The 15683-nt window shown below is 60.8% G+C and carries 16 protein-coding genes; 8 read left to right on the forward strand and 8 right to left on the reverse strand.

Features of this window, described 5'->3' with window-relative positions:
- Positions 1 to 133: 133 nt before the first annotated feature.
- The 5 genes from ACYP2Q_RS18265 to ACYP2Q_RS18285 all read right to left on the reverse strand — a co-directional run bounded on the left by ACYP2Q_RS18265 (position 134) and on the right by ACYP2Q_RS18285 (position 4475).
- On the reverse strand, positions 134 to 1123 hold the full coding sequence (locus ACYP2Q_RS18265) for an asparaginase (RefSeq protein WP_459731802.1): 990 nt from the start codon (positions 1121 to 1123) through the stop codon (positions 134 to 136).
- Between the two features lie 76 nt (positions 1124 to 1199).
- On the reverse strand, positions 1200 to 2399 hold the full coding sequence (locus ACYP2Q_RS18270; RefSeq protein WP_459731804.1) for a hypothetical protein: 1200 nt from the start codon (positions 2397 to 2399) through the stop codon (positions 1200 to 1202).
- 17 nt (positions 2400 to 2416) lie between these two features.
- Entirely contained in the window at positions 2417 to 3304 is an 888-nt protein-coding gene (locus ACYP2Q_RS18275) for a nitrilase family protein (RefSeq protein WP_459731805.1), read from the reverse strand.
- Between the two features lie 332 nt (positions 3305 to 3636).
- Positions 3637 to 4005 carry a PH domain-containing protein gene (locus ACYP2Q_RS18280; protein WP_459731807.1) on the reverse strand — a complete coding sequence of 123 codons (369 nt, stop codon included), beginning with the start codon at positions 4003 to 4005 and terminating at the stop codon, positions 3637 to 3639.
- A 17-nt stretch (positions 4006 to 4022) separates the two neighbouring features.
- Complete coding sequence (locus tag ACYP2Q_RS18285; protein ID WP_459731809.1) at positions 4023 to 4475, reverse strand: hypothetical protein; 453 nt, start codon at positions 4473 to 4475, stop codon at positions 4023 to 4025.
- Between the two features lie 159 nt (positions 4476 to 4634).
- On the opposite strand from ACYP2Q_RS18285, the gene ACYP2Q_RS18290 reads away from it, so the two are divergent.
- The 3 genes from ACYP2Q_RS18290 to ACYP2Q_RS18300 all read left to right on the forward strand — a co-directional run bounded on the left by ACYP2Q_RS18290 (position 4635) and on the right by ACYP2Q_RS18300 (position 7493).
- On the forward strand, positions 4635 to 6554 hold the full coding sequence (locus tag ACYP2Q_RS18290; protein WP_459731811.1) for an alkaline phosphatase D family protein: 1920 nt from the start codon (positions 4635 to 4637) through the stop codon (positions 6552 to 6554).
- A 125-nt stretch (positions 6555 to 6679) separates the two neighbouring features.
- Positions 6680 to 7162, forward strand: coding sequence for a P-loop NTPase family protein (locus ACYP2Q_RS18295; RefSeq protein ID WP_459731813.1), 483 nt, complete (start codon positions 6680 to 6682; stop codon positions 7160 to 7162).
- A 73-nt stretch (positions 7163 to 7235) separates the two neighbouring features.
- Complete coding sequence (locus ACYP2Q_RS18300) at positions 7236 to 7493, forward strand: type II toxin-antitoxin system Phd/YefM family antitoxin (protein ID WP_459731815.1); 258 nt, start codon at positions 7236 to 7238, stop codon at positions 7491 to 7493.
- Here the strand turns inward: ACYP2Q_RS18300 and ACYP2Q_RS18305 are convergent.
- Positions 7453 to 8634, reverse strand: a complete 1182-nt coding sequence (locus ACYP2Q_RS18305; protein WP_459731817.1) for an acetylornithine/succinylornithine family transaminase — start codon at positions 8632 to 8634, stop codon at positions 7453 to 7455. The genes ACYP2Q_RS18300 and ACYP2Q_RS18305 overlap by 41 nt on opposite strands.
- Positions 8635 to 8736: 102 nt before the next feature.
- Here ACYP2Q_RS18305 and ACYP2Q_RS18310 point away from each other — a divergent pair, with 102 nt between their 5' ends.
- Positions 8737 to 9642: a LysR family transcriptional regulator gene (locus ACYP2Q_RS18310; RefSeq protein ID WP_459731819.1), complete on the forward strand. Its 906-nt coding sequence runs from the start codon at positions 8737 to 8739 to the stop codon at positions 9640 to 9642.
- Positions 9643 to 9720: 78 nt separating this feature from the next.
- Positions 9721 to 10734 carry a sensor domain-containing diguanylate cyclase gene (locus ACYP2Q_RS18315; protein ID WP_459731821.1) on the forward strand — a complete coding sequence of 338 codons (1014 nt, stop codon included), beginning with the start codon at positions 9721 to 9723 and terminating at the stop codon, positions 10732 to 10734.
- 6 nt (positions 10735 to 10740) lie between these two features.
- Here ACYP2Q_RS18315 and msrA read toward each other — a convergent pair whose 3' ends face one another.
- Together msrA and msrB are read right to left on the reverse strand one after the other, a co-directional pair.
- The gene (gene msrA, locus ACYP2Q_RS18320) at positions 10741 to 11448 is read right to left on the reverse strand and encodes a peptide-methionine (S)-S-oxide reductase MsrA (RefSeq protein WP_459731823.1); all 708 of its coding nucleotides are present in this window, start codon (positions 11446 to 11448) and stop codon (positions 10741 to 10743) included.
- Positions 11449 to 11478: 30 nt separating this feature from the next.
- Positions 11479 to 11997 (reverse strand): peptide-methionine (R)-S-oxide reductase MsrB, encoded by a 519-nt coding sequence (msrB, locus tag ACYP2Q_RS18325; RefSeq protein WP_459731825.1) that lies wholly within the window; start codon positions 11995 to 11997, stop codon positions 11479 to 11481.
- Positions 11998 to 12265: 268 nt separating this feature from the next.
- Here msrB and ACYP2Q_RS18330 point away from each other — a divergent pair, with 268 nt between their 5' ends.
- The 3 genes from ACYP2Q_RS18330 to ACYP2Q_RS18340 all read left to right on the forward strand — a co-directional run bounded on the left by ACYP2Q_RS18330 (position 12266) and on the right by ACYP2Q_RS18340 (position 15513).
- Complete coding sequence (locus tag ACYP2Q_RS18330; RefSeq protein WP_459731827.1) at positions 12266 to 12985, forward strand: response regulator transcription factor; 720 nt, start codon at positions 12266 to 12268, stop codon at positions 12983 to 12985.
- A complete protein-coding gene (locus ACYP2Q_RS18335; protein ID WP_459731828.1) occupies positions 12982 to 14502 on the forward strand; it encodes a sensor histidine kinase in 1521 nt (506 codons plus the stop codon). The genes ACYP2Q_RS18330 and ACYP2Q_RS18335 overlap by 4 nt, the downstream gene beginning before the upstream one ends.
- Positions 14503 to 14808: 306 nt before the next feature.
- Positions 14809 to 15513 carry a hypothetical protein gene (locus ACYP2Q_RS18340; protein WP_459731830.1) on the forward strand — a complete coding sequence of 235 codons (705 nt, stop codon included), beginning with the start codon at positions 14809 to 14811 and terminating at the stop codon, positions 15511 to 15513.
- Positions 15514 to 15683: the final 170 nt, after the last annotated feature.

Genomic DNA, 15683 nt, shown 5'->3' on the forward strand with positions numbered 1-15683 from the left:
TGTGAGCCAAGGAGTTGTGCCTTCCGATTGTCTTCCTAAGACCGCTTGGCCTCCGACTTGTCGACTGTACGTCCGCGATCGCCAGCAAGCCGGCTCCTACAGGGTGCGCAACGCATTGTTTTTGCGGAGTGCCCTAAATGCAGCTTTCATCTTTCAGGTAGCGCGACAACTCATGCTGCCGCTGACAGCCAAGCAACAGCCAAAGCAGAACCCTGGCTTTACGCGGACATAGAAATCCCGCCATCGATGCACCCTTGCGAATCAGATCCATCTCACCGCCGTTAAAACCATAGCTGGCTTGCGCGGTAGAGCCGGAACCGGTGCGGGTCGCGATGATGACCGGGATGCTTTCGGCAATGTGCTCAATCACCGTCGCCCAACTCTGCGAGACATGTCCGGCGCCGAAACCGGCTATCACCAGCCCGTCATAACCAAGCGCAAGGATGTTTTCCAGCAGCAGCGTGTCAGCCGAAAGGGATGCCTCGAACATCGCAACCTTCTGTGTCGTCTGTTGCGGATGGGGTAAAACCCTACGCTGAAACGGCGCGCGCAGGTAGTGAACGCGGTCTTCCATTATCACGCCTGCTGGCCCCACGACCGGAGAGGTAAACGCCTGCAACGCCAGCGAATCAGTTTTTCGCACGCTGCTCGCTTGATGAATCTCCCCGTTCATTACGACCTGAACACCACGCTTTCGGCTGTTGCTGGCAAGGGCGACGTGGCATGCATCCAGCAGATTCGCCGGTCCCTCGGCCCCTGGTTGTGCTGCCGAGCGCATCGCACCGGTCAGCACCAGTGGTGCGTCGTGGGGCCAAAGGTAATCGAAAAACGCTGCCGTTTCTTCGAGTGTGTCGGTGCCTTGGGTCAACACGACCCCCACGGCGCCTTGCTTGATTTGAAGTGTCGCCCAAGACAATACGCTCAGTAAAAATTCGAAATCCAGTGAAGCGCTGGGTAGCAGTCCAAGGGTTTCAACGGTCACCCGGGCAAACGTCGCCAAATGCGGTACGGACGCCAGTTGAGTCTCGCCGCTGACGGTCGGGATAACGCCTTCGCCGATACTCCCGGCTTGCATGCTCACCGTGCCGCCGAGCGCCGCGATGGCTAGTTTGGGCAGTTCCATGTGATACCTCACGTGTTCGGGAAGAGAGGTGGCTGTACCCGGTTCAGGACGAGTACAGCCTAAAGACCGGTGGCATTTACCCCGCAATAAGAACGCCAATCAGCGGCACGATAAGCAACGTGCTGATGGCCATCGACAGGACATTGCCGATGTAGGCATGCATGTCGGCCGGCAAACGCTTGGCAATCGCGCAGGCCAGAGGCGGTGCGATCAATGCCCCCAGCAATGCACTCGAGCCGATCACCAGCCAACTGCCGCCATGGGTCAGAATCGCAGCGGGCACCACTGACACCAGAGGAACGTAAGTGGGGTACCAGCCGCGCAACATCCATTGTCGACGCCAGATCACCACCCCGATGGCCGAGGTCAGCGCTTGTGCAGCGATGATGTGTAGCAGCAGACCCGAACCGTATGCCGGGCTCATCGGGTTCATGGTGTAGGCCAGCAACACCCCCAGTAACAAGCCGAGGCTGGCCAGTTCATTGCCGAAGAAAGGCGCTTCGGAAAAGTCTGCCAAGACCCGGCGCATGCTCCAGATAACCCCGTAGTCGGGCGCCTTGGTGACGGGCGCGGGAGGCTTGGAGGATGGTGTTGTGGATTGTTCGGACTTCATCAGACCGGGCCGATAGCGGCACAGCAGAAAGGCCACGACGCTGGCGACCGCCATGCCCAGGACATTGCCGATCACCGACGGCAACCCCAACGGGTTACACAGGTAATTCACGATCAGCAGGCACATGGGCGTGACGAGTACGGCGCCCATGATTGCGCCGTTGATCGTGACCTTCCAGCCACCGCCAAACATCAGCACCATCGCCGCGGGGAGAGAAACGAACGCGGCAAATGTCGGTTGCCAGCTGGTGGCGGTCACCGTCCAACCCCACAGCACGTTACTCAGCAGCAGCCCGAGCAAAGAACTGGTGATCAGCCATGGCCAAAGCCCCGTGCCATAGGAAATGCTGAAGCCTTGCCAGGTTCTCCCCGTTCGATTCGCCCAGTAGGCCAGATAGGCGCCCGCCAACAGTCCGATCGATGCGAACTCGTGTTTGTAGAATGCCACCTCGCTGATGTCGCCGAGCAGCCAACGTAACCAGGCACTCGGCCGGGGAAGGCTTGACACCATGTCGCTGTAACTCGGCCAATGGGCGGACCAGAACGAACGATTGGTGAATGAAAGCCAGACAATCAGCAGTGTCGCGCCGATCATCAGCACGATGACCGCCACATCAAAAGACGATCTGGGGGCAAGCCGGTTTTTATCGGTTGTGGTTTCCATGGGTCAGGTCCCCCTTATCAACGTGGGAGACATGGGTGCTGGGTGTAGCCGAGCATTTGATCGTAGAGATCGGCTCGACGATCACGATGCAGATCGTTCAGGTTGTTCCAGATGAGGGCGCTTCGGGAGCTGGTCAGGTCGATATCGGCAAACAGGATTTCCTGCTGGTCTGCCGAAGCCACTGCTCCAATTGGCCAGCCATTGGTCCCCGCAATCAACGAGCAGCCCAGGTACCGGGCACCTCGCTCCTCACCAATCCGGCTGGCCGCGGCGATAAACACATTGTTTACGTGTGCCGCCGTCATCGTCAGGTACGACGCCATGCACTTGCCGGCATCATCGAACAGCGGCGCAGGTGTCCAGACCCAGTTGTTGACACTGCATATGATGTCGGCGCCTTGTTGACTCAGGATACGCGGCACCTCCGGGAACCAGATATCCCAGCAAATCAACATTCCGATTCGGCCAATGGGTGTATCAAAGACCGGAAAACCGAGATCGCCCGGTGTGAACCAGAGTTTCTCCAGATTCCATAAATGGGCTTTTCGATACTTGCCGATAAAACCGTCAGGGCCGACGAGTATTGAGGTGTTGAAGAGCCGCATGCCGTCGCGCTCTGCCAGGCCGGCCACGATGTAGACATTGTGTTTGGAGGCAAAGTCGATCCAGAGTTGCGCGCTTGGCCCGCCGGGTATCAACTGCGCATGTTCAAAAGCATCCTGCCGATTGCTGAAGAAATAACCGGTGCTGGATAGCTCAGGTAGCACGATGAGGTTCGCACCTCCGGTGACCGCCTCCAGCGCCAATTCCAGGCTACGACACAGATTTGCATCGCAATTCTCGATGCCGACTTGTGGATCGAATTGCACGACTGCTACACGCACAGGGCTTGTTGGCTCGCTCATTCGGGTGACCTCTTTTTATTGTTTTTCACGCTGTTTCAGTGCGTGTTTATGAGAGTCGAAATGCCAGCGGGTGTAAGTCAGATGCTTCCTTGAGTGCTGTAGTCTTCGTCCGAAGATGTATGTTCGAAAAAGTAAAAAGGGCCTGCATTTGCAGACCCTTTTTGTGGGACGGAATGGTAGCGACTTAAAAAAACGCAATTCCTGTAGGAGCCGGCTTGCTGGCGATTCGTTTCATCAGGCGACATCTGTGTCGACTGTACGTCCGCCATCGCCAGCAAGCCGGCTCCTACAGGGTGCGCACCTCGTTATTTTGGGTGTGTGCCCTGTTCAGCTCAAAGCAGATGCTGAGAAATCAGTTTGGAAATTGCCACCATCGACGTCCTGCCGGTGAATTCGAATTTCACCCTTCCCAGCGACGAAAAATAGATCTCCAGCTCCGAATCCAGATCAAACGTCCCCGACGTTTCCACCGAATACGCCACGATGTTTTTATACGGTAACGAGGTGAAGTCTTTTTTGCTGCCGGTGATGCCCTGTACGTTCACCGCGATGATGCGTTTGTTGGTGAAGACCACGCCATCGCGCATGGATTTGTAAGAATCGATGACCTGTTCCCCGTCGAGCAAAAGGTCGGATACCCGTTCGGCGTATTCGTCGTTCTGCTTGAGCTTGAAGAATCCCTTGTTGTTGAAGTCAATCATTTACCGCTCCTGTCTGGTTACTCGATCTCGATCGGCCCCTTGGTCCCGGCATCACTGTCTGTCCAGTAATCCTCTCCCGTCAGCCGCCGATCACCTTGAATCGTGAAGGCAAGCTTGCCCTGGTGAAATTGCAGGGTGCCATCGGTGCGCTTGGCGTCCACCTTTTTGCCGTTGACCCAGACCTGCTCCTTGGCATCGATGCGGATGGTGGCGACTGTCGCGCCTGCATCGCTTTTGGCCACCCACTGCCCGGCATAGGGCGTCTGGGTCGTCGTGCTGTCCGTGGCCGGGTTGGTGAACCCGGCGTTGGCATTTTCCGCCTTGCTCTTGTGGATATCACAGCCCTGGGTCTCGCTGACCTGGGTGCAGCCCGATTGCTCGAGCTGCTTGCGGTACTTGTCGTTGATGGCGTACGCCGGAGCTTGCGCGGTCAGCAGGATAACCAGCGCTGGCAGGATGATTCTGTTCATGTTTGCCCTCCTATCGATCAACACTTCGCGAATGCCTGCACATGGCTTGAATGACTCACTGTAGCCTGCGCACGCATTTGAGTCTTTCAGTACACAAGGGCAGCAGCGCCCACCTGCGTTATCATCGTTGCCCTGTGCCCCCAAGAGCCCTGCCCCCGGATGTCCGATACTCTGCCATTGCCTGAAGATCCTCAAACGCTGCCACCGGTGCTGGCGGGGCCGCTGTTGCGGCGCCTGGAACCGACGCGGCTGGTGATGTGGCTGGTAGGCTCACGGGCGCTGGAGCTGACGCTGCGTTTGCAGGGCGTGGGCGATATTAGCCTCGATGCCGGGCAATGCACGGTCGTTGCGGTGGGTATCCACGCGTTTGTGCACCTGATCGATGTGGCGCTGGACGCCGCCCTGCCCTGCGACGAGTTGATCGAATACGACCTGCTGATCGATGACGGGACGGGCATCGCCACCTGGGCGCCGCATCTGTTGTACGGCGATGCGGCTGCGCCGAATTTTGTCCTGCGCGCGCGCATCGAGCAGTTGCTGCACGGTTCCTGCCGCAAACCCCATCACCCGGCGACCGATGGACTGCTGTGCGTCGATGAACTCTTGGCGCAAGACCTCCCGGCCAGCGAGCGCCCGGCGCTGCTGATGATGAGCGGCGATCAGGTCTATGCCGACGATGTCGCCGGGCCGACCCTGCGGGCGATCCATGCCTTGATCGAGCGGCTTGGGTTGTTCGGTGAGCACCTGGCTGGCGCCATCGTCAGCGACAGCGCCGAGCTGTACGGGCACGCCGCCTGTTATTACCACCGCGCGGATCTGCTGCCGGCGCTGCAAAGCAACGAAACCCTGCGCGAGCGTTTTTTCGGGGGCGCGCGCAAGCCGATTTTCACCAGCAGCAGTGCCGACAATCACCTGGTAACCTTCGCCGAAGTCATGGCCATGTACCTGCTGGTCTGGTCGCCGACGCCCTGGACCCTGATCGCGCCAAAACCGCCGAAGCTGATCAAGGAACGGCGCGAGCGTTATGCCCTGGAACAGACGCGCATAGACGCGTTCAAGGCCGGCCTGGACAAGGTCGCCCGAGCGCTGGCGCACGTGCCGACGCTGATGATCTTCGATGACCACGACATCACCGACGACTGGAATCTTTCGGCGCAATGGGAAGAAACCGCCTACGGCCATCCGTTTTCCCGGCGCATCATCGGCAATGCACTGCTGGCCTACATGCTGTGCCAGGGCTGGGGCAACAATCCGGATGCCTTCACCGCGGTGCTGGAAAAAACCCGTTCGCTGAGCGCCACCGGCGATGATCGTTACCTGGACAGCGATGTCCAGGACGCACTGATCGATGAGCTGCTGCGCTTCCAAAACTGGCACTACGTGCTGCCCACCACGCCGGCCATGGTGGTGCTCGATACCCGTACGCGGCGCTGGCGCAGCGAGATGCACCTCAAGCAACCATCGGGCCTGCTGGACTGGGAGGCCCTCAGCGAACTGCAGCAGGAACTGCTCGATCACCCCTCGGCGATCATCGTTTCGCCGACGCCGATCTTCGGCGTCAAGCTGATCGAAACCGTACAACGGGTGTTCAGCTGGCTGGGTTATCCCCTGCTGGTGGACGCCGAGAACTGGATGGCCCATCGCGGCGCGGCCCAGGTGATCCTGAACATTTTCCGCCACTCGCGCACCCCGGGTAACTACGTGGTGCTGTCCGGCGATGTGCATTATTCCTTCGTCTACGAAGTGCTGATCCGCCACCGCAAGGCCGGCCCGCGCATCTGGCAGATCACCAGCAGCGGCATCAAGAACGAGTTCCCGCCGACCCTGCTGGAATGGTTCGACCGCCTCAATCGCTGGCTATATTCCCCGCGTTCGCCGCTGAACTGGCTGACCAAGCGTCGGCGCATGCGCATCGTGCCGCATGTCCCGGAGCATGCTGAAGCGGGTGAACGTCTGTGGAATTCGGCGGGGATCGGCCAGGTGTACTTCAATGAACAGGGGCAGCCCCGGGATATTTTCCAGCACAACGCCAATGGCTCGCCGAAGACGCGGATGGTGGCGCCCGAGGATGATGCCTGAGGGGCTGGACTGAGAACCTGTAGGAGCAAGCTTGCTCGCGATAGCGGTGTATCAGCCAGCCAATATGCTGAATGTTAAGCAGCCATCGCGAGCAGGCTTGCTCCTACAGTTGATCGGTGTCGCTCATGGATTTAACCCGAACCCTGATCATCGGCAACTCCGGCTCCGGCAAGAGCTGGCTGGCGCAACGGCTGGCCGAGCGATTGCAGGTGCCATGGACCGATCTCGACCGCCTTCACTGGCTGTCCGACGAACACAGCATCCCCCGCCCCCGCGCCGAAGCCCTGGCCATGGCACGAATCGCGGCCGAGCAAGAGCGCTGGGTGATCGAAGGCGTGTATGGCTGGATCGCCAGCGAACTCCTGCCGCGCACGACTGCGCTGATCTGGTTGAGCGTTGCCGACCAGGTGTGCGTCGCCAATATCCGCCAGCGTGAAGTCAACGACGATGAACGCCTGATTGCCCTGATGGAGTGGGCGGGCAGCTATCGTCAGCGTGACGGGTCCTGCGGCTATGCGGCCCATCAGCAGCTGTTCGAAGGGTTTCCCGGTTGCAGAATTCAATTGATGGATCGGGCTGAAATCGCAGATTTCGCCTTTATCAGATAAGGACTACAACGTTCTCGGAAACGGCCCGAGGAGCTTTCCACGATACTCATTCGCTTCGAACGAGGATTTCACCATGTACACCATCAATTACACCACCGCACGCGCGCAATTGGCTGAGACCATGGATCGCGTCAATGAAGACTGCATCCCTCTGCTGGTCACCCGCCAGAAAGGCGAGCCGGTGGTGATGATGTCGCTGGCGCACTACAACGCCCTCGAAGAAACCGCCTACCTGCTTCTCTCCCCCGCCAATGCCGCACGCCTGATCAAATCGATTGGCAACCTGCGTGCTAGGAAAGTGCAGATACCACTACTGAACTCACCCCCCTGACAATCATCTCCACCTCCCGCTCATCAATCGTCAGTGGCGGTAACAAGCGAATGGTTTGCCCCCTCGTCACGTTGATCAGCAACGCATGATCCCGGGCGGCGATCAGGCTCAGGTCGCGGATCGGTTGCTTGAGTTCGATGCCGATCATCAGGCCCTGGCCGCGGATCGCCAGGACATTTGGATTGTCTGCCAACTCCATGCGCAACCTGGCCAACAGGCGTTCACCCTGGAGCCGGGCGTTTTCCAGCAAGCCTTGTTCCTCGATGATGTCCAGCACCGTGCAACCGACCCGACAGGCCAGCGGGTTGCCGCCGAACGTGCTGCCGTGACTGCCGGGGGTGAAGAGTTCGGCGGCTTTGCCACGGGCCAGGCAGGCGCCGATCGGCACGCCGTTGCCCAGGCCTTTGGCCAGGGTCATCACGTCCGGGACGATACCTTCGTGCTGGAACGCAAACCACTGCCCGGTACGGCCGATGCCGGTCTGGATTTCATCGAGCATCAGCAACCAGGAACGCTGGTTGCAGCGTTCGCGCACGGCTTTCAGGTAACCCGGTGGCGCCAGTTGCACGCCGCTTTCGCCCTGGATCGGCTCCATCAGGATCGCCACGATGCGCGAGCCATGTTCCTGCTGCACCTTGTCCAGCGCCTTGAGGTCGCCGAACGGCACCTTGACGAAATCCCCCGGCAACTTGTTGAAGCCCAGGCGCACTGCCGGGCCGTCGCTGGCGGACAGGGTGCCGAGGGTGCGGCCATGGAAAGCGTTGTGCATGACCACCACCAAGGGTTGCTCGATGCCTTTGCTCCAGCCATGCAGCCGGGCGATTTTCAGTGCCGTTTCGTTGGCCTCGGCGCCGGAGTTGTTGAAGAACGCCCGGTCCATGCCGGCCAGCCCGGTCAGTTTGCGCGCCAGCTGTTGTTGCCAGTCGATGCTGTAGAGGTTGGAGGTGTGCAGCAACAGGCCGGCCTGCTCGCGGATGGCCGCGACGATTTTCGGGTGCGAGTGGCCGACGTTGGTCACCGCCACCCCGGCCACCGCGTCCAGGTACTCACGACCGGCCTGGTCCCAGAGGCGCGTGCCCAAGCCCTTGTGAAAACTCAAGGCCAGAGGTTGGTAAGTGCTCATCAGGCAGGCGGCGGTCATGGCATCAGGCTCCATCAAGGGTCGTTGTTTTTGCAGTATGGTTAGCCACCTGAGCTGGATAAATACTGCAATACTTCAATCATTTTAAAGTCGAGCTTGATAATGGACTTGTTCCAGGCAATGACCGTGTACGTAAAGGTGGTGGAAACCGGCAGCATGACCGGCGCCGCTGCGCAGTGCAAAATGTCCACGACCATGGTCGGCAATCACCTCAAGGCCCTGGAGCAGCGCCTCGGCGTGCGCCTGCTCAACCGCACCACCCGGCGCCAGCGGCTGACCGAATTTGGCACTGCGTATTACCAGCGCTGCCTCGAAGTGTTGGGGCTGGTGGCAGATTCCGAACGCCTGGCCGAGCAAGCGGTCGATGAGCCCAGTGGCACCCTGCGCATCTCGGCGCCCCTGACCTTCGGCACGGAAAAACTGGCGCCGGCCCTGAGCGAATTTGCCCTGCTCTACCCGCGGGTAAAACTCGACGTGATGCTCACCAACCGTCGTCCGGACATGCTCGAACACGGTCTGGACGTGGCTTTTCGCCTGGGAGCGCTTGAGTCGACCACCCTGATTGCCCGCCCGCTCATCAACTACACCCTGACCATGTGCGCCTCCCCGGCGTACGTGGCCCGGCGCGGCGCGCCGCAGAAACCGGAAGACCTGCGCCACCACGACTGCCTGTCCTTCGCCTATCCGGCCGGGGACGACTGGCACTCGGTGGAAAAGGAATGGCGCCTGGCCGGCCCCGAAGGCGAAGTCTCGGTGGCGGTCAGCGGGCCGATGCTGATCAACAGCTCGGCCGGGCTGCACCAGGCGGCGCGCACCGGCATGGGCATCGTGATGTTGCCCGATGTCCTGGTCGAGCAGGACATCCAGGACGGCAAGCTGCTGGGCCTGATGCCCGGGTTCACCCCGCCGAGCCGGCCGATGAACCTGATGTATGCCCAGGACCGCTATCGCCTGCCGAAATTGCGACGTTTCGTCGACTTTGCCGTGCAGATGTGGGGCAAGCACTAACAGGTCCACCGGGCCTTGGACTAATCTCCCTGACGCACAGGATCATTTGCTATCAGGCACGCGCCAGGGAGAGCAGCAATGGCAGAGGCATCGAGTATCGAACCCTTGCAGTTCAATGTCTCGGACATGAACGCAGGCATGCTGCACACCATCATGGAACTGGTCAGCGACGGCATTTGGGACTGGAACGCCAACACCGGCTTCGTCTACCGCAACGCCCGCTGGTACGAAATGCTCGGCTACACGCCGCACTCCCTGGACAACAGCGTGTTGACCTGGGAAACCATCATCCACCCCGAAGATTTCCCCCGGGTCATGGCCCTGTTCGATGACTACCTGAGCCAGCGCTCGCCCTTGTACCAGGCCGAGTACCGCTGCCGCGCCCACGACGGCAGTTACATCTGGATCGAAGACCGCGGCCACGTCCTGGCCCGCAATGCCGACGGCTCGGTGGCGCGGATGGTGGGCGCCCACCGCAGCATCCAGGACAAGAAACGCCTGCTCGAAGCGCTGGAGCGGCGCAATCAATCCCTCGAAGCCATCGTCGAAGAACGCACCCGTGAGCTGTCCAGGGTCAACCAGCAACTGCAGGTACAACTCGAAGAAAACCGCAAGCTGGCGCAAACCGATGCCCTGACGTCGATCGCCAATCGCTACCGCCTGGAACAGACCCTGCCCCAGGAATGCGAGCGGGCCCAGCGCTTTCGACAGCCGCTGTCACTGATCGCCATGGACATCGACGACTTCAAGACCATCAACGATCACTATGGCCATGCCCTGGGCGACGCCGCCCTGGTGCAGGTGGTCGAACGTGTGCAACGCTTTGTGCGTGACGGTGACCTGCTGGCCCGTTGGGGCGGCGACGAATTCATCGCGGTCCTGCCCGACACCCCGCTGGCCGAGGCCATAACCCTGGCCGAAAAAATCCGCGAGGGCCTGGCGGACTTGCCCGCCGTGGGCGACTTTCGGGTGACCATGAGTTTCGGCGTGGTCCAGCGCTTCGACGAAGAGCAACAGACCGGCCTGATGGCCAGGGCCGATCAGGCACTGTATCGATCAAAAATCGCCGGCAAGAATGTGATCAGCGAATAACCGCTGTCACATCCCCGCCTTCACCAGCACCGGCTTGTCCTGATAACGATCCGGGTACAGCTGCTTGAGCTGCGCGACCTTCGGCAAGTCGTTGATCACGATGTAGGGATAGGTCGGGTGCTCGGTCAGGAAGTCCTGGTGTTCCTCCTCCGCCGGGTAAAAACCGTTGAAGCTTTCCAGTTTGGTCACGATCGGCTTGTCGAACGCATGGGCGGCGTCGAGCTGGGCAATGTAGGCCTGGGCGACCCGTTGCTGCTCGCTGCTCTTGATGAACACGTCCGAGCGATACTGGGTGCCGGTGTCCGGGCCCTGGCGGTTGAGTTCGGTGGGGTTGTGCGCCACGGAAAAGTAGATCTGCAGCAAGGTGCCGTAGCTGACCTGGCTCGGGTCGAAGGTCACTTCCACCGATTCCGCATGCCCGGTATTGCCATCGCTGACGCGTTCGTACTGCGCGGTGTTTGCTGCACCACCGGCGTAACCGGACACGGCATTTTTCACCCCTTTGACATGCTGGAACACCCCTTGGACACCCCAGAAGCAGCCCCCGGCGAACACCGCGGTTTCGCTGCGGGCCTGGGTGGTTTCGTCGAGGGTCGGTGGCGGTAGCAGCACCCCTTCATCAGCTGCGCCTATGGAAAACGCCGAGCATTGGCCGATGATGCCGGCGGCGGCCAGCCCCAACAACGTACGGCGCCAGGTGAACAAGCTCTTCATGTCGCAGACTCCAGAAGGATGCAGAAAAATTCAGACGGTCCTGGGCTCGAACGTCAACGCCAGACCGTTCATGCAGTAGCGCAGGCCGGTCGGTTTCGGCCCGTCGTCGAAGACATGGCCCAGATGCCCGCCGCAACGCCGGCAGTGCACCTCTTCACGCAACACCCCGTAGGAACGGTCCTGGCGGGTGGCCACGGCCTTGTCCAGTGGCGCCCAGAAACTCGGCCAGCCGGTGCGACTGTCGAACTTGGTTGCCGATGAGAACAGCGGCAATTGGCAACCGGCACAGGCGAACGTACCGTCGCGGTGCTCGTTGTTCAGCAGGCTGCTGTAGGCGCGCTCAGTGCCTTCTTCGCGGAGGATTTCATACTGTTCGTCGCTCAGGATGGCGTGCCATTCGCTGTCGCTGTGGGTCACTTCGAAAGCCTCGGCGGCGTTGGCGTCACTGATCAATGCCGTGCCTGTGGAAAACTTCGGCAACAGGCCGATCGCCAGGGCTGCAACGCCCAGTCCGCCGCTGGCCAGAAGAAATTGCCGTCGTGAAAACATGCTCGTCTCCAAAAATCCAGGGGTGTTTCATGGAACACAGCCTAGGCTTTGGGTGATCGCCAAATCCTCACGGGAAGTTAAACAATTCGTGATAACTCGGGCCGCGAAAAACCCGCACAATGCCAACACAAACACTGTAGGGGCGAGCTTGCTCGCGATGGTGGTCAACGATGACGCGGGGTGCCTGATGCCACGCGGCGTCCTCAGGTTTTTCGCGAGCAAGCTCGCTCCTACAGTGGTTAGGGTTGCAATAGAAGGATGGAAGTGGATGGAACAGACCAAACGCATCCTCGTGGTCGAGGATGACCTGCATATCGCCGACCTTATCTGCCTGCACCTGCGTGACGAGCAGTTCGAGGTGGTGCACAGCGCCGATGGCACTGAAGGCATGCGCCTGCTGCAACAGGGCAACTGGGATGCGCTGATCCTCGACCTGATGCTGCCCGGTGTCGACGGCCTGGAAATCTGCCGCCGTGCCCGCGCCATGGCGCGCTATACGCCGATCATCATCACCAGTGCGCGCTCCAGTGAAGTGCACCGCATTCTCGGCCTGGAACTGGGTGCCGACGACTACCTGGCCAAGCCGTTTTCCATGCTCGAACTGGTAGCGCGGGTCAAGGCGTTGCTGCGCCGGGTGGAGGCCATGGCGCGCAACCTGAAGATGGACGCCGGCAGCCTGCTCGTCGACGGCCTGGCCATCGATCCGATCACCCGAGAAGTGTCCCTCGATGGCCGGCGCCTGGACCTCACGCCCCGGGAGTTCGACCTGCTGTACTTTTTCGCCCGCCAACCGGGCAAGGTGTTTTCGCGCATGGACCTGCTCAACGCCGTGTGGGGCTACAGCCACGAAGGCTACGAGCACACCGTCAACACCCACATCAATCGCTTGCGCGCCAAGATCGAGGCCGACCCGGCGCAACCGGTGCGCATCCTCACGGTGTGGGGCCGCGGCTACAAATTCGCCACCGGGGAGGAACCGCAGCCATGAGGCTGACCCTGACGCAGCGCCTGTCCCTGGTGTTTGCCGTGTTGCTGCTGGTGTGCTGCGGCACTTCGGCGTGGCTGCAGGTGCGCTCCAACCAGATGCATGAACAGGAAGTGGTGCAAGGGCTGTCCCGGGACCTGGCGCAGCACATCGCCAGTGACACCGTGCTGATGGACACCCAGGGCCTGATGCCCAATGCCGTGCGTGATCTGTTCAGCAAGCTGATGCAGGTCAACCCCAGTGTCGAGGTGTACCTGCTCGACACCGAGGGCAAGATTGTCGGCAGTGCCGCGCCCGAAGGCCGGATTCGCCGCGAGCGCGTCGACCTGGCGCCGGTCCAGCGCCTGCTGCGGGGTGATGCCTTGCCGATTGACGGGGATGATCCACGCAGTGTCGATGGGCGCAAGGTGTTCAGCGCCGCACCGTTGAAGGTCGATGGCAAGGCGGTCGGTTATCTCTACGTGGTGCTGCTGGGTGAAGACCACGATCGCCTGGCCGAGCGCGGCGCCACCAGCGCGGCGCTCAATACTGCCCTGCTGTCCATTGGCCTGGTCGCACTGCTGTGCCTGATTGCCGGTCTCACCGCGTTTGCGCTGATCACCCGGCCATTGCGCCGCCTCACCGACACCGTCAGCCAGTTCGACATCGACGGCGTCCCGGTCTCGCCGGCCCTGCCCGTCACTGTGGACAAAACCGCCAGCCATGACGAGATCGCCATACTCGACGCCACGTTCCGTCAGATGCAGGCGCGCCTGGGCGAGCAATGGCGCTCCCTGACCCGTCAGGACCAGGAGCGCCGCGAACTGGTGGCGAACATCTCCCACGACCTGCGCACGCCGCTGGCATCGCTGCACGGCTACCTGGAAACCCTGTCGCTCAAGGACGCCACGCTGTCACCTGAAGACCGTCGTCGCTACCTGGGCATCGCCCTGGATCAAAGCCGCAAGGTCGGCGGCCTGGCGCAGTCGTTGCTGGAGCTGGTGCGGCTGGAGCATGGCTTCGTGCAGCCGGTGCTGGAGCGGTTTTCCCTGACCGACCTGGCCCAGGACATTTTCCAGAAATTCGAACTGACGGCGGAGGCGCGGCAGGTCGAATTGAAGGCCACGTTTGCCCCCAATGTGTCTGCGGCCTGCGCTGATCTGGGATTGATCGAACGGGTGCTGACCAACCTGTTCGACAACGCGCTGCGCCATACGCCTCCAGGGGGCGAGATCGAACTGGGGTTGCGTCCGCAAGGGTCGTTCATTGAAGTGACGGTCAGCGACACCGGGCCGGGGATTGCTCCAGAACTGCGCGAAGGATTGTTTCTGCGGCCGTTCAATATCGGGGGTGCGCGGCGTGATGGTGGGTTGGGGTTGCGGATTGTGCATCGCATCCTGCAATTGCATGGGCTTGAGATTCTGTTGATCGACAGGCCGGGGCGTGGGGCGACGTTTCGGTTTTCTTTGCCGGTGGATGAACAGACCGCATCAGCACTGGCTGTGCGATCGATGAACCTGAATACGCCGGGGCAGGCCTGACACACCGAGGCGCCTGCTTCGCCAGCAGGCTGGCTCCCACAGTGTTTTGTGTCGACCACAGATTTAGCGTACACCCAATTGCCCTGTAGGAGCCGGCTTGCCGGCGAAGGCGGCCGAAAGACAGGCGCAATGTTCAAGGACGCCTCCGCTGGCAAGCCAGCTCCTACAAGGGGATGCGGGTTGTGATTTTGTCCGTTGGCCTGTTGGGCCGTGACAAGGCCGCCCCGGTCCAATAGATTAGTCGGCCTGAAAAAGCCCCCGGGCTTTTTCGCCCCTATTCAAGTTCAAAGAAGTAGTGAAATTTCAATGTCAGATTCCAACACCGCTGAATCCGTAGTCACCCTGTCGTCCAAAGCGGAATACGAAAACTCCATCAATCTTTCACAGCACGTGTCCCAGGCCAAGACCATCAGCGAGATGGTCCTGGACGCGTTTCAGTCCACCCGCGAAAGCGAGCAGATCCGCGAGCTGCGCGCCGCGATCCGCCAGGCCCACGACAGCTTCGACGATGACAAGGCCTACGAACTGATGGGTCAGCTCAAGCAGCTCAAGGACGCCGAGGCCGCCGACATCGCCGCCCTGGAAGACCTGAGCAGCAAGTTCCCGATCAGCCGCATCCTGTCCAGCTTCAAGGACGATCCGGCTTTCCAGGAAATCGTCTACGGCCTGGCCCTCAAGGTGCTGAACCAGACCCACCAGGCCATCAGCAACCCGAGCGGCGGCAAAGGCAAGGCCACCAAGGCGAAAAAAGAAGTCGAAGTGTTCACCATCAGCAAGGACGGCATCAGCGTCACCTTGCCGCTGCGCACCCCGCGCTCGCGCCTGAGCGTCGACCGTGAAGCCCTGGAATTCCTCGGTTTCACCTTCATCGGCGAAGGCGACGAGGCCGAACTGCAAAGCGAGACGTTCCTGGACAACCAGGGCGCCGAACAAGCGGTCAACCGCAAGAACATCATCACCGCCCTGCAACAGCAGACCGCCTTCGACGGCTACAGCATCGCCGCCCAGTAATACCCGCCAGCGCTTCACCGGAGCCCCGCCACCGTGCGGGGCTTTTTATTGCCCGCGATTCCAGCGAAACCGCGTTTAGTGTTCCAGTATCAAGGCCAGAAAAACACTTCCCTTCACCCATCTGCACCACGGGTCCGCCTGCGGGGAGCGTCAACTCACTTTCCAGCCCA

Source organism: Pseudomonas sp. MHK4 (assembly GCF_054600775.1).

Coding starts and splice junctions, on each gene's coding strand:
- ACYP2Q_RS18305 (WP_459731817.1), bottom strand. CDS start 8,634: ATGACCGCCGCCTGCCTGATGAGCACTTACCAACCTCTGGCCTTGAGT.
- ACYP2Q_RS18310 (WP_459731819.1), top strand. CDS start 8,737: ATGGACTTGTTCCAGGCAATGACCGTGTACGTAAAGGTGGTGGAAACC.
- ACYP2Q_RS18280 (WP_459731807.1), bottom strand. CDS start 4,005: ATGATTGACTTCAACAACAAGGGATTCTTCAAGCTCAAGCAGAACGAC.
- msrA (WP_459731823.1), bottom strand. CDS start 11,448: ATGAAGAGCTTGTTCACCTGGCGCCGTACGTTGTTGGGGCTGGCCGCC.
- ACYP2Q_RS18315 (WP_459731821.1), top strand. CDS start 9,721: ATGGCAGAGGCATCGAGTATCGAACCCTTGCAGTTCAATGTCTCGGAC.
- ACYP2Q_RS18275 (WP_459731805.1), bottom strand. CDS start 3,304: ATGAGCGAGCCAACAAGCCCTGTGCGTGTAGCAGTCGTGCAATTCGAT.
- ACYP2Q_RS18265 (WP_459731802.1), bottom strand. CDS start 1,123: ATGGAACTGCCCAAACTAGCCATCGCGGCGCTCGGCGGCACGGTGAGC.
- ACYP2Q_RS18330 (WP_459731827.1), top strand. CDS start 12,266: ATGGAACAGACCAAACGCATCCTCGTGGTCGAGGATGACCTGCATATC.
- ACYP2Q_RS18270 (WP_459731804.1), bottom strand. CDS start 2,399: ATGGAAACCACAACCGATAAAAACCGGCTTGCCCCCAGATCGTCTTTT.
- ACYP2Q_RS18340 (WP_459731830.1), top strand. CDS start 14,809: ATGTCAGATTCCAACACCGCTGAATCCGTAGTCACCCTGTCGTCCAAA.
- ACYP2Q_RS18290 (WP_459731811.1), top strand. CDS start 4,635: ATGTCCGATACTCTGCCATTGCCTGAAGATCCTCAAACGCTGCCACCG.
- ACYP2Q_RS18335 (WP_459731828.1), top strand. CDS start 12,982: ATGAGGCTGACCCTGACGCAGCGCCTGTCCCTGGTGTTTGCCGTGTTG.
- ACYP2Q_RS18300 (WP_459731815.1), top strand. CDS start 7,236: ATGTACACCATCAATTACACCACCGCACGCGCGCAATTGGCTGAGACC.
- ACYP2Q_RS18285 (WP_459731809.1), bottom strand. CDS start 4,475: ATGAACAGAATCATCCTGCCAGCGCTGGTTATCCTGCTGACCGCGCAA.
- msrB (WP_459731825.1), bottom strand. CDS start 11,997: ATGTTTTCACGACGGCAATTTCTTCTGGCCAGCGGCGGACTGGGCGTT.
- ACYP2Q_RS18295 (WP_459731813.1), top strand. CDS start 6,680: ATGGATTTAACCCGAACCCTGATCATCGGCAACTCCGGCTCCGGCAAG.